The sequence below is a fragment of the Pigmentiphaga sp. YJ18 genome, assembly GCF_038066655.1.
Taxonomy (GTDB): Bacteria; Pseudomonadota; Gammaproteobacteria; order Burkholderiales; family Burkholderiaceae_B; genus Pigmentiphaga.
Genome location: NZ_JBBUKU010000001.1, coordinates 484,577 through 496,910 on the forward strand (window position 1 = coordinate 484,577; position 12,334 = coordinate 496,910).

Consider the following 12,334-nt stretch of genomic DNA (forward strand, 5'->3'; position numbering starts at 1 on the left):
GGACGCCCCCGGCCTTACCATTTCCCCATCAGCATCAGCAACCCCGGTACCCAGCACGTCGCGACACCGATCAATATCGTGTACGCCCCCAGGAAGCGCAAGGGCTTGCCCAATCCCAGGGCAAGGAAAAAGAAAAACCACAGGCTGGCCCATAGCAGCCACATGGCGATCAGGCGCCCGTCGCCGGCGACGGGCGCGAAGGCCAGCGCGCTGATCGCCACGAACAGGCAGTACCAGCCCAGCCCGACACCTTTCAACGACCGCCACTGCACTACGGCCAGGTACAGGTAGGTGAAGGCGAACAGGAGGCCGCCGGCCACGGCAAACAAATCCGCCGTCGAGACGGCCCGGTAGAGTCCCAGGCCGTTGATGAACAATGCCAACAGGCCCACCAGCAGATTGAAGGGGGCGGAATCCCTGCCGTCGATACGGCCGGTCAGCCCCACTCCGTTGACGATCAGAACGGCCCCGATGAAGAACAATGCCAGACCCAGCATGATGAATGCCCATTTTCAGCGTTGAAACTCCGTCCCGGCGCATGCAGGCCAGCCCCCGGGCCTGGACTCTACCACGGGCGTTCCGGGGGGCCGGGGCCGGCGTTAACCAGTTAACGGACAGTCCCGCGCCATGCGCGCAGAATGGCCGCTTCCCCATGGAGACCCGCGATGGCATCCCTACGATTCGCGCTGGCGGCGGTACTGGCCTGCGCCGCAACCGCCCCTGCGGCGGCCGATTTCCCGACCCACCCCATCAATCTCGTCGTGCCTTTCGCCGCGGGCGGTACGACCGACCTGCTGGCCCGCACGGTTGCCGGCGGCATGAGCCGCCAACTGGGCCAGGCGGTAGTCGTCATCAACCGTCCGGGCGCCGGCACGGTGGTGGCCGCGCAGTCGGTGGCCAAGGCGCCGGCCGACGGCCACACTCTGCTGGTCGCCAGCAACGCCACCCTGGCCATCAACCCCCTGTTGATGAAGGACGTGGGTTATTCGCCCACCGATTCCTTCGGCTACGTCTCGCTGCTGGGCAGCGTGCCCAACGTGGTCGTCGCCCGGCCCGACGCCCCGTGGACCACCCTGGTGCAGGCGCTGGACCAGGCGCGCGAGCGCCCCAAGGGACTGGCCTACGGCTCGATGGGCGCCGGCACGTCGAACCAGATCGGCATGGAACTGGTGGGCCTGCAACGGTCGGCCACCCTGCTGCACGTCCCCTACAAGGGCAGCGCGCCCGCGCTGGTGGACCTGATAGGCGGCAACGTCGACGTGGTGGTGGACACGCTGGCCGCCACGCTGCCGCAGGTGCGGGCCGGCAAGCTCAAGGCCCTGGCCATCCTGAGCGCCAGGCGCTCGCCGCTGGCGCCCGAGATCGGCACCGCGCAGGAACAGGGTGCGGGCGAGGTCGACCTGTACTCGTGGTTCGGCATCGTCGCTCCCGCCGGCACGCCCGGTCCGGTCATCGACCGCCTGAACGCCGCCGTGCGCGCGGCGCTGGCCGACCCCGGCGTCGCGGCCGCCCTGAAGCAGGCCGCCATCGAACCCTCGGGCTCGACGCCGGCCCAGTTCGCCGAGTTCGCCACCCGGCAGCGCGAGCTGTATGCCCGTATCATCGAACGTACCCGGATCACGCTCAACTGACGGCCGTCATGCACCCCTACGTCTCCTTCATCAATCCCACCCGCCTGCCCGCCCCCAACGGCTTCACCCACGTCGCCGTCGCCCCGGTGGACCGGCTGATCATGGTCTCGGGGCAGGTGGCCTACGCGCCGGACGGCAGCATCGTCGGCAAGGGCGACCTGGCCGCCCAGACCCGGCAGGTGTTCGAGAACCTGGCGACGGCGCTCGAGGCGGCCGGCTCGGCGCTGACCTACGCGGTCAAGCTCAACTACTTCGTGCGCGACCTGACCGAGGAAGCCGTGGCGACCATCCGGCGCGTGCGCGCGCCGTACCTGGACGCCGGCCAGCCCCCGGCCAGCACGCTGGTGGGCGTGGCCGCGCTGGCCAAGCCCGACCTGCTGCTGGAGGTCGAGTGCCTGGCGCTGCTGCCGCCTCAGTATCCGTCCGAATAAAGCTGCGTCAGCCGCGCCACGTCGGGCACGCCCAGCCCGTTCCGCGTGCGCAGGACCAGCCCGGCGCGCTCCAGGGCGGCCAGCCTCAGGCTGGTCCAGGTACGGCTGATGCCGGCCATCTTGGCCAGGTCCGCGCGGGTCACGCCCGCGATCACGGCACCCTGCCCGTCGTAGCCGGGCGCGGCCAGCGCGAGATCGTGCAGGACGCGCGCCAGTTTCGCCGTGGCCGAATCCAGCACCCTGGGGCCGGACCGCGCGATGCTGTTGGTCGCCAGCATGGCGGCCACGCGCGCCACGTTGATGGCGAAGGCCGGCACCGTTTCCATCAGCGCCAGCAGGTCGGCCCGCTCCATGGCCAGCAGCGACGCCGGCTCCAGCGCCTCGCACGATATCGCGCGGGGCTGGTCCAGCAGCGTGCTCAGCAGCCCCAGGGTCTGGCCGGACGTCCACACGGCCGTGGTGAACTCCTCGCCCGACGGCGCCAGGTGATAGGTGCGCAGCCGGCCCGCGCGTATCACCCACAGGCGTGGACTGGGCTCTCCCTGCGCGAACAAGGGCTGGCCGCGCGCCAGCTCGCGCGCCGTCATGCGGCCGCGCACGGCCCGCGCCTGCGCATCGGACAGGCGCTCGAGCAGCAGCGAAAAGGCGGTGTCGGGCGAGGTCATGGCGCATTCTTCTAGCCGTCCGGAGAAAAATCAACCGAGCCGCATCGCGGGGGATTCATTACACTGGCCGCGTAGCAGCCCCTGTCCTGTCGACCCATCGCGGAAACCACGATGCTTCAAACGTACGCGGAACGCCTGCTTGCCAACACCCTGAAAGACCTGGTCCGGCGCGGCACGCTGGACGTCACCCTGCCCGGCGGCCACAGGCGCGCCTTCGGCGACGGCACCCCGCCGCGCGCCGCCATCCGCTTCACCGACACCCGCGCCGTGCTGGCGCTGCTGATGGACCCCGACCTGCGCATGGGCGAACTGTTCATGGACGAAAGGCTCGTGGTCGACGAAGGCAGCATCTACGACGTGCTGGAGCTGCTGCTGCGCGATGCCGACGCGGTCAAGCCCGGCGCCGCGGTACGGATGCTGGACGCGGTGCGCATGTCGATCCGGCGCTTCCTGCAGAACAACCGGCCCGGCCGCGCGCGCGCCAACGTCGCGCACCACTACGACCTGGACGACCGCCTGTACGCCCTGTTCCTGGACGACCAGCGGCAGTATTCCTGCGCCTATTTCGAACACCCCGGGCAAGACCTGGAGTCGGCCCAGCGGGCCAAGCAGCGCCACATCGCCGCCAAGCTGCTGGTCGAGCCCGGCCACCGCGTGCTCGACATCGGCTGCGGCTGGGGCGGCCTGACGCGCTACCTGGTCGAGGTCGCCGGGGCCTGCCACGCCACGGGCATCACGCTGTCCGAGGAACAACTGAAAGGCGCGCGCGAACTGGCCGCCCGCGCCGCCCATCCCCAGGCCTACGACTACCGCCTGGAAGACTACCGCGCGACCCCCGGCCGCTTCGACCGGATCGTGTCGGTGGGCATGTTCGAGCACGTGGGCACGGGCTACCACGACGCCTTCTTCCGGAAATGCCATGAACTGCTGACCGACGACGGCGTGATGCTGCTGCATTTCATCGGCAACTCCGACGTCCCGGACTTCAACAATCCGTGGATAGAGAAATACATCTTCCCCGGCGGCCACATCCCTTCGCTGTCGGAATTCACGCCCGCCATCGAACGCTCGGGGCTGGTCGTCACCGACATCGAGGTGCTGCGCCTGCACTACGCCAGCACGCTGCGCATATGGCGCGACCGCTTCCTGGCGCGGCGGGCCGAGGCCGTCGCGCTGTACGACGAACGCTTCGCCCGCATGTGGGAGTACTACCTGTCGATGTCGGAGACAGCGTTCCGCTACCAGGACATCGCCATCTTCCAGGTGCAGCTGGCGCGGCGCCAGGAAAGCGTGCCGCTGACGCGCGACTACGTGGGCGAGCGCGAGGGCCGGCTGCGGGAGGCCGAGGCGCGCCTCGGCAGCCCTGGGCTCATATCTTCAGGAACATGAAGACGCTCATCGAGACGCCCACCAGCACCACGATGGCCCGCATCACGACGACCGGCACGCGGCGCGCCAGGCGTGCGCCGGCAAACCCGCCCACCGTCGCGCCCACGGCCATCACACCCGCCTCGCGCCACTCCACCAGCCCGCCCGCCACGTAGACCACGACGGCCACGACGGTCAACACGCCCGACAACAGGTTCTTCAGTCCGTTGATGGCGCTGAAGTCGCCGCGCTGGGACATGCCGAACAAGGCCAGCAGCATGATGCCCATGCCGCCGTTGAAATAGCCGCCGTACAGGCTCACGGCGAACAGGCCGGCCGCCGCGGCGCCGGGTGACAGCATCCGCCCGCGCGCCATCCGCAGCATGAGGGGCGCGAACAGGAACAGCGCGGTGGCGAACAGCAACAGCCAGGGCGCCACGTTCCGGAAAACGGCGCCCGACGTCCAAAGCAGCAGCAGCGCCCCCGCGGTCCCGCCCGCCAGCGCGATGCCCGACAGGCCCGCGAGCGAGCCCGGCTCCGACTGCGCGATATCGCGCCGCAGCGCCCAGGCGCCGGTCAGATAGCCGGGCAGCAGCGCCAGCGTACCGGTGGCATTGGCCACCGCCGCGGGCATGCCCACGGCGACCAGGGCGGGCAGCGTGAGGAAGCTTCCTCCGCCCGCCGCGGCGTTGAGCATGCCGGCGCCGAAGGCGGCCGCCAACAAAAGCAGGTCCGACATGAGTCCCCCATCACCTGAGCCGTTGGCTCCGCAGCGGCGCGACGGCGCGCAGGTCCACGCGCGGATCGCGGCCGCCCGCCACGTCGGCGATGATACTTCCTGTCAGCGCGGCCAGCGTCACGCCCAGGTGGCCGTGGCCATAGGCCAGCAGGACGTGGGGCGCGGCCGGGGCCTGCCCCAGGATGGGACGGCTGTCGGGCACGGAGGGACGCGGCCCCACCCATTTCGATACCGGTTCGGCATCCACGCCCTGGACGAACCGCTCCAGTCCGCCGAATACCGGCGCCGCGCGCGCATGGTCGGCCGGCGCGTCGGCCGGCGTGAACTCCGCGACGCTGGCCATCCGGATGCCCGCCGCCATGGGCGTCAGCGCCACCTTGCGTTCCACCATCAGCACCGGCATGCGCAGCGGGCTGCTGCCCGGCGCCAGCATGACGTGATAACCGCGCTCGGCCACCAGCGGGATGTCCACCCCCAGCCCCCGGGCCAGCCGGTGGGACCAGGCGCCGGCGGCCAGTACCACGCGATCGGCGCGCAGGCGCCCGTCCTTCGTCCGCACGCCGCCGGCATCGATGCCGGTGGCCTCCGCCCGCAGGATGCGGCCGCCGAGTTCCTCGACGCGGGCGGCCAGGCGCCGCGCCAGCATCAGCGTATCGGTAACGTATCCCATGCCCGGTATCGACATCGCGCCGCCGATGCGATCGGTCAGCGCGGGCTCCATCGCCCGCGCCTGGTCCACGTCGAGCGGCGTGCACGCCACCCCCAGGCTGCGCCGCAGCTCATAGGCCCCATGCGCCGCGCGCAGCGCCGCCTGCGACCCGAACACGTGCAGGGCGCCGGACCGGCGCACCAGATCGTTGCCACCGATGTCGTCCAGCACGGGCTGCCAGGCCTCCCAGGCCTGCGCCATCATCGCCGCCATGGCGTGGGTCCCGACGCGCGCGCGCTCGGCGGTGCCCTGCGCCACGAAGCGGGCGAACCACGGCAGATGCCGGACGGCATAGCCGGGCCGCACGATCAGCGGGCCCTGGGGATCGCGCAGCATCCGGACCGTCTGCCCCAGTATGCCGGGCGTGGCCTGCGGGAAGATGGAAGCGACGGCGATGTGGGCCGCATTGCCGAAGCTCGCCCCTTCGCCCACGCCGCCACGGTCGATGACCGTCACGGCGTATCCGTCCCGCTGCAAGGCATGGGCGCAGGCCAGGCCCACCAGCCCCGCGCCCAGCACGACGACCGAACCGCTCACTGGACTACCCTCCTGTCGCTGCGCGACATCCTCCCCAGGGGAGGGCGCGCTCATGCCCGAACCTCCGACCTGGCCTCGTTGCGCAGGCCGGCCAGACTGTCCGCGCTCAGCGCATGCCACAGCACACCGGCGGCCAACGCGGTGGCGGTGCGCAGATGGTTCTCGTCCACCAGGGCCCGCGTATCGGCCGGCGTCAGCAGCAGGCGCAGCGCGCTGTCGGGTTCGTCGAAACCGGCGATCAGGCGCAGCGCGGGAATGCCGCAGGCCGCGAAATTCGCATGGTCGCTATTGGACATCAGCGGCAGATGCACCCCCAGCGTGCCGCCGGCCAGCGACGCCCCCGACCGGGCGAACTCGCCCAGCCGCTCGAAGCCCGAGGTCAGCGCGGTCAGGCGCGGCGATCCCGCCAGCGAATCGAGGTTGACATTGAGCGCCATCGCCGCGCGCCGCGCTTCCGGCAGCGCCGCCAGCCATTCGCGCGAACCGTTCAACGCCCATTCCTCGGCGCTGAACAGACACACGGTCAGCCCCCGGCTCATGGCATGCATCCGGGGCGCGAAGGCGCGAGCCAGCGCGATGGCCGCCGCCACGCCGGTCGCATTGTCCAGGGCGCTCTCCGCCAGGGGATGCCCGTCGATATGGGCGGACAGCACGACGCGCTCGTCCGGGCGCGCGGCCTGCCCGGCCGGCAGGTCGAGCACCAGCGTATCGGTGCGCGACTGCGGCAGGTCTTCGCCGACGATGCGCAGGCGCACGCGCGCCCCGGGCTGGCGCAACGCCCGCCCGGCCTCGGCCGAGATCCCCATGGCCGGGATGCCCGGCCCGCCCGCGCGCCCCGAGGACCCCGACACCGGACCGATCCCCGCTTCGGGCTGGACCACCAGCAGCGCGGCGGCGCCTGCCCGCTGGGCCGCGGCCAGCTTGACGCGGCGATGGACGGTCTGGGTCGAGAAGGGATACTCGTGCCGCACCATCACCGCGTGTCCGCGTACGCCCTCGCCCGCGGCGGCGATCATCTCGGGCGTTCCTCGCCCCAGGTCCAGCACTGGCAGCTCGATGCCCGCGTCCGGCGTAAAGGCCGTCCCCAGCAGCGGAACGGCCTCCAGTTGCCGGCCATCGGACAGGTGCGTCAGGACCGCATGGTCGCACCGCCATCCGGCGTAAGGCGTGGACTCGCGCGCGACGGGTCCGAAGGCCGCCAGTTGGCCTTCGCACCAGTCCTGCGCGGCGCGTTCGCTGGCGGTACCCGCCATGCGCCCGCCGTGCCGGCACAAGGCCTCGAAATCGGTCCACAACGCGTCGTCCCGCCGAAGGCGCGTGACCATTTCGCCGAAGGCCGCCTGTTGGGCGGCCCATGCGCCGGTGTCGTCCCGCGTCATGCCAGGTGCTCGTCGAGGAAGTCCAGCGTGCGCTGCTGCGCCAGGGCCGCCGATTCCGCGTGGTAAAGGTCGCGCTGGTCGCAATTGAAGCCATGTCCGGTGGCGTAGAAGTGCACGGCCACCTCGGGCGCGGCGCGGCCCGGCTCCATCATCTTTTCCTTGGAGACCAGATGATCGCGCTCGCCCCAATGCAGCATCATGGGAATGCGCGGCGTCGGCTCGAGCACGGTGGGGATGGCGTTGCCGTAGTACGAGACCGCGCACGCGAATCCCGTGCCGCGCGCGGCTGTCACCCAGGCCGCCGTGCCGCCCCAGCAGAAGCCGACGATGCCCACCTTGCCGGCCTGGGCCGCGAACGCGCCGGCAGCCTCGATGTCCTTGACCGCGTCGTCCCAGTCGATCAGCTTCATCAGGGCCTGCCCCTTGCGGACGTCGTCGTCGCCATATCCCAGGTCCAGCCCCGGCTCCACGCGATCGAAGACGCTGGGCGCGATCGCCAGATAGCCCCAGCCGGCGTACCGGTCGGCCACGCTGCGCATGTGGCTGTTCACGCCGAAAATCTCGGGCAGGATGACCACGCCCGCGCGGGGCGCGCCCGCCGGCCGGGCCACGTAGCCGTCGAATTCGAAACCGTCCGCCGCGGTCAGGCGTATTCGTTCACCGCTCATCTTGCCTATCCTCCTTGTTCGCACGAACACCTGTCGGTGCCGTCCATCAATCCACTTTGATACCGGCCTGGCTGGCCACGTCGCGCCAGGCGGCGAATTCCTTGCTCATCAGGCCGGCGAAGGCCGCCCCGTCGCGCGTCGACGGCGAGACGCCCAGCGCCGCGAAGCGTTTCACGATGGCGGGATCGCGCACGGCCGCCGCCACCGCCTTCGCGATGCGGGCCGAGATGTCGGCGGGCAACCCCGCCGGCGCGATCACCCCCCACCAGTTCAGGACGTGCACGCCCTGCACCCCCAGGCGGTCGAACGTGGGGATCTCGGGAAAGTCCTTCAGCGGCTCGGGCGACGCGACGGCCAGCGGCCGCAGGCGCCCGTTCTTGACCAGCGGCATGCCGGAAGCGGTGCTGGTGAAAATGGCGTCCACCTGCCCGGCGATCGTCTCGTTCATGGCGGGCCCCGACCCGCGGTACGGCACGCTGACCAGCGTGGTCTTGGTGCGCAGCTGGAGCAGTTCGGCGGCCAGGTGGCCCAGCGAGCCGGGGCCGGCGTTGGCGATGTTCACGGGGCGATCGTGCGCCTGCTTGAGAAACGACGGCAGGTCGGCCGCGCCCGAGGCGGGTACGAACAGCACCAGCGGCGCGGACCCCACCTGGGCGATGGCGGAGAAATCCTTGGCCACGTCGTAGCCGGGCGACGTATGACGCACCGCGGCGTTGAGCACCAGCGCCACGTCGGCCAGCATGATCGTGTAGCCGTCCGGCGCGGACCGCGCCAGCTGCGTGGCGGCGATCGCCGTGTTCGCGCCGGCGCGGTTGATGACGACGACCGATACGCCCAGCTCCTTCTGCAACTGCGGCGCCAGCGCCCTGACGACGATGTCGGAGGCGCCGCCCGGAGCGTAGGGCACGACGAACTCGATGGGCCGGGACGGATAGGAATCGGCCACGGCGGGGGCGGCGGCCAAGGCGCCTGCCGCGCTCGCGATGCAAAGACGGAGAATGGAAAGGGCACGCATGTCACGGACGCCTGGAAAAATGAGAGGCGCCACATTAAGTTCCGCTCCATGGAGGGTCAAACGAAAACTTCGGAACCCTCATTCCGCCATGGAATACCCCGAATCCAGATGCTTCTGTATGCGCATCTGCGTCGCTTCGGCCTCGGGCAGCATCCAGTCCAGAAACCGTTCCCTGGCCGCGCCATGGCCGGCGCCCGTGGGCAGCACGGCGTGATAGGCATGCCGCGTCCGCACGCACTCGCCCAACGGGCGCACCAGGCGGCCGCTTTCGAGCTGGTCCAGCACCAGGAACAGCGGGCATATCGCCACGCCCAGCCCGGCCACCACCGCCGGGATCAGCACCGAGAACCCTTCGAACAAGAGGCCGCTGCCGACGCGCGGCGTCCAGGCCGGCGCCACGCTCGCGCTCCATTCCCTCCAGTCATAACCCCGCTGCGCGCGGTGCAGCACGGGCAGGGCCTGGATCTGCCGCAGCGTGGCGCGCGTGTCCCCCAGCAGATCGGGACTGGCCACCAGCGCCATTTCGCGTCCCAGCAGCCGGATCGCCCGGGCGTCGGGCCATCGTCCGGCCCCGACCCGCACCTCCAGGTCGAAGCGCTCGGTTACCGGCGAGAAATCCGGCAGGCGCGGACGGACCACCAGACGCGTGCCGGGCGCCCGCTCGCGGAAACCCGGCAGGCGGGGAATCAGCCAGTACGAGGCGAACGCCGGCGACGCGGAAATCTCCACCGCGGCGGCGGGCGTTTTCTCGCCGGCCACTTCCTGCGCGATCGCCATGCCGTCCTGCAGCATGGCCAGCGCATCGCTGGCGTGCGCGAGGTAGGCATGGCCGGCGGGCGTCAACGCCAGCAGCTTGCCGGAACGCACGAACAACCGGCATCCCAGCTGCTCCTCCAGCGCCTGCACCTGCTTGCTGACGGCGCTCTGGGTCAGGCACAGCGTATCGGCCGCGCGGGTGAAGCTGTTGCAGCGGGCGACCTCGATGAAGGCGCGCAGCACCGGTACGGAAGGAATGTTCATGATGAAGGACGTTGGCGGCGCTGCATAATATTTGCTTATCGATAGCGCCGAGAATTCGATTATGCCGTCCGACGCGCTACGACCCAGAATGGCTCCAGTCTAATCCAGAGCCATCCGGGAGCCTCCGATGCCGGACATCATCGGCGAATACGTCGACCGTCTCGTCACGGTCGAAATGCGCAACCGCGCAATGAACCACAACATCATCGGCCCGATCTACGACCGGGCGCGCGCCGAAGGCGGCGGCCGGCCGATCAGCGCGCGCGCCGCGCAGGCCCTGTTCGATGCCGTGCGCCCCGGCGACCGCGTCCTGATCGTGACCGGCGCCGGCTACGCGCCCGAGGCGCCCAACGGCGAGAGCGACGGCCCGCCCGGCGCGGCGGCCCTGGCCCATGCCCTGTTCTGGGGCCTGCAGGCGGTGCCGGTGTTCGTGACCGAACCCTGCCACGCCCCGCCGGTCGTGGCCAGCAGCCAGGCCGCCGGCATCATGGTGCGCGACTTTGCGCTATGCCGCGACCGCCGGATGGGCGCCGCGCTGGCGACCTCGCCCCAGAGCCAGGACGAGGTGCAGGCCTGGGCCGCCGGCCTGCTGGACGACTACCGTCCCCGGGCCATCGTGTCGATCGAACGCCTGGGGCCCAACGAGCACGGGCTGATCCACTATTCCACGGGGGTGCGGCCCCAGCCGTGCGTCGACCTTTCGCCGCTCTTCGCGCAGGCCGCGGAGCGCGAAATCCTGTCCATCGGCATCGGCGACAACGGCAACGAGATCGGCTTCGGCCGGATCTTCGACTTCATGAAATCCTTCCACCCCTACGGCCGGCGCTGCCAGTACGAAGGCGGGGTAGGTGTGCCGACCACGGTCGCGACCGACATCTTCCTGCCGGCCTCGATTTCCAACTGGGGCGCCTACGGGCTGTGCGCCATGCTGGCCTTCCTGTGCCGCCGGCTCGACGTCCTGTACACGCCCGCCATCGAGCGCGACGTGCTGCGCGCCTGCCTGGACGCGGGCGGCTGGGAGATGCGCTATTGCACCTCGCGCTTCATCGTCGACGGCACCGAAGGCGAAAGCTCGATGGCGATCATCCAGCTTCTGCGCGATATGGTGCGCGTCAACATCGCGCCGCCCGACCGCGGCCTGTCCCACGGCACGCTCGACCGCTAGATTTCTACCTCGGGAGAATCCGACATGTCTGCTTCGTTCAGGCGCATCGCCGCCTGCCTGTCCCTCACGCTGGGCGCACTGGGCACCGCCCACGCCCAGACGCCCGCCTCCGGCCGTCCGCTGCGCATCGTCGTTCCCTACGCCTCGGGCGGCCTGGCCGACATCACGGCGCGGCTGCTGTCCGAACACCTGACCGCGCGGCTGCACCAGCCCGTGGTGGTGGAAAACAAACCGGGCGCCAATGGCGCGATCGGCACGGCGCAGGTCGCCAAGGCCGCGCCCGACGGCAATACGCTGGTGTACGTCGTCAGCTCGCACGTCTTCGGCCGCGCGCTCGTCCCCGACCTGCCCTTCGATCCCATCAAGGACTTCGCGCCCGTCACGCTGGCGACGCGCACGGCGATGGTGCTGGTGGCCTCGCCTTCGCTGCCGGTGAACAACGTGCCGGAACTGGTGGCCTACGTGCGCGCCCGGCCGAACCAGCTCGCCTTCGCCTCGGCCGGCAACGGCAGCAACGTCCACGTCTTCGGCCAGTGGTTCGCCGACCTGGCCGGGCTCAAGATGACCCACGTTCCCTACAAGGGCAGCGCGGCGGCGCACATGGACCTCATCGCGGGCCGCACGCAGATCGTGTTCGACACGCTGGGCGCCGTGCAGCCGCACGTGGCCGCGGGCAACCTCAAGATCCTGGCCGCGGGCGCCGACCGGCTCCCGCGGTATCCGGACATCCCCACGGTGGCCGAGGCCGGCTATCCGGGATTCCGCGCCGAATCCTGGGGCGCGGTGCTGGCGCCGGCCGGCACTCCGGCCGCCCGCATCGACCAGCTCAATCGCGAGATCGTGGCGACCCTGAAGCTGCCGGAGGTCCGCAAGCGCCTCGAGGACGCCGGCGCGCAAGTGGTCGGCAGCACTCCCGCCGAACTGGGCCAGCTCCTGGTAGCCGAGGAAAAGAAATACGGCGAACTGATCCGCAGCATGGGGATACGGCTCGAATGACCCGGGAACCA

General features: G+C 70.6%; 13 protein-coding genes. 5 read left to right on the forward strand and 8 right to left on the reverse strand.

Translation table 11 applies throughout. The annotated features are described in order from the left end of the window. Positions 1-14: 14 nt before the first annotated feature. Positions 15-497, reverse strand: coding sequence for an AmiS/UreI family transporter (locus WKR98_RS02375; RefSeq protein WP_124691698.1), 483 nt, complete (start codon positions 495-497; stop codon positions 15-17). 168 nt (positions 498-665) lie between these two features. Between WKR98_RS02375 and WKR98_RS02380 the strand changes: the two genes are divergently transcribed. Next, on the forward strand, positions 666-1,631 hold the full coding sequence (locus tag WKR98_RS02380; RefSeq protein ID WP_161567981.1) for a Bug family tripartite tricarboxylate transporter substrate binding protein: 966 nt from the start codon (positions 666-668) through the stop codon (positions 1,629-1,631). A gap of 8 nt (positions 1,632-1,639) precedes the next feature. Then, positions 1,640-2,062, forward strand: coding sequence for a RidA family protein (locus WKR98_RS02385; RefSeq protein ID WP_124691700.1), 423 nt, complete (start codon positions 1,640-1,642; stop codon positions 2,060-2,062). On the opposite strand, the gene WKR98_RS02390 is transcribed toward WKR98_RS02385, so the two are convergent. After that, the gene (locus tag WKR98_RS02390; RefSeq protein WP_124691701.1) at positions 2,044-2,727 is read right to left on the reverse strand and encodes a Crp/Fnr family transcriptional regulator; all 684 of its coding nucleotides are present in this window, start codon (positions 2,725-2,727) and stop codon (positions 2,044-2,046) included. The two genes, WKR98_RS02385 and WKR98_RS02390, sit on opposite strands and share 19 nt — an antisense overlap. A 111-nt stretch (positions 2,728-2,838) precedes the next feature. Between WKR98_RS02390 and WKR98_RS02395 the strand changes: the two genes are divergently transcribed. Continuing rightward, positions 2,839-4,116: a cyclopropane-fatty-acyl-phospholipid synthase family protein gene (locus WKR98_RS02395; RefSeq protein ID WP_341431932.1), complete on the forward strand. Its 1,278-nt coding sequence runs from the start codon at positions 2,839-2,841 to the stop codon at positions 4,114-4,116. Here the strand turns inward: WKR98_RS02395 and WKR98_RS02400 are convergent. The 6 genes from WKR98_RS02400 to WKR98_RS02425 all read right to left on the reverse strand — a co-directional run bounded on the left by WKR98_RS02400 (position 4,097) and on the right by WKR98_RS02425 (position 10,162). Then, positions 4,097-4,834, reverse strand: a complete 738-nt coding sequence (locus WKR98_RS02400) for a sulfite exporter TauE/SafE family protein (protein ID WP_341431933.1) — start codon at positions 4,832-4,834, stop codon at positions 4,097-4,099. The genes WKR98_RS02395 and WKR98_RS02400 overlap by 20 nt on opposite strands. Before the next feature lie 10 nt (positions 4,835-4,844). Beyond that, on the reverse strand, positions 4,845-6,080 hold the full coding sequence (locus tag WKR98_RS02405; RefSeq protein ID WP_341431934.1) for an NAD(P)/FAD-dependent oxidoreductase: 1,236 nt from the start codon (positions 6,078-6,080) through the stop codon (positions 4,845-4,847). A 50-nt stretch (positions 6,081-6,130) separates the two neighbouring features. After that, entirely contained in the window at positions 6,131-7,459 is a 1,329-nt protein-coding gene (locus tag WKR98_RS02410) for a M28 family peptidase (RefSeq protein ID WP_341431935.1), read from the reverse strand. Continuing rightward, positions 7,456-8,127, reverse strand: a complete 672-nt coding sequence (locus tag WKR98_RS02415; RefSeq protein ID WP_124691706.1) for a dienelactone hydrolase family protein — start codon at positions 8,125-8,127, stop codon at positions 7,456-7,458. The genes WKR98_RS02410 and WKR98_RS02415 overlap by 4 nt, the downstream gene beginning before the upstream one ends. Positions 8,128-8,173: 46 nt before the next feature. Continuing rightward, complete coding sequence (locus WKR98_RS02420; protein WP_124691707.1) at positions 8,174-9,142, reverse strand: Bug family tripartite tricarboxylate transporter substrate binding protein; 969 nt, start codon at positions 9,140-9,142, stop codon at positions 8,174-8,176. Positions 9,143-9,220: 78 nt separating this feature from the next. Continuing rightward, complete coding sequence (locus tag WKR98_RS02425) at positions 9,221-10,162, reverse strand: LysR substrate-binding domain-containing protein (RefSeq protein ID WP_341431936.1); 942 nt, start codon at positions 10,160-10,162, stop codon at positions 9,221-9,223. 127 nt (positions 10,163-10,289) lie between these two features. On the opposite strand from WKR98_RS02425, the gene WKR98_RS02430 reads away from it, so the two are divergent. Both WKR98_RS02430 and WKR98_RS02435 read left to right on the forward strand, forming a co-directional pair. Continuing rightward, the gene (locus tag WKR98_RS02430; protein ID WP_341431937.1) at positions 10,290-11,327 is read left to right on the forward strand and encodes a glutamate cyclase domain-containing protein; all 1,038 of its coding nucleotides are present in this window, start codon (positions 10,290-10,292) and stop codon (positions 11,325-11,327) included. A 24-nt stretch (positions 11,328-11,351) separates the two neighbouring features. Beyond that, on the forward strand, positions 11,352-12,323 hold the full coding sequence (locus WKR98_RS02435) for a Bug family tripartite tricarboxylate transporter substrate binding protein (protein ID WP_341431938.1): 972 nt from the start codon (positions 11,352-11,354) through the stop codon (positions 12,321-12,323). Positions 12,324-12,334 lie beyond the last annotated feature (11 nt).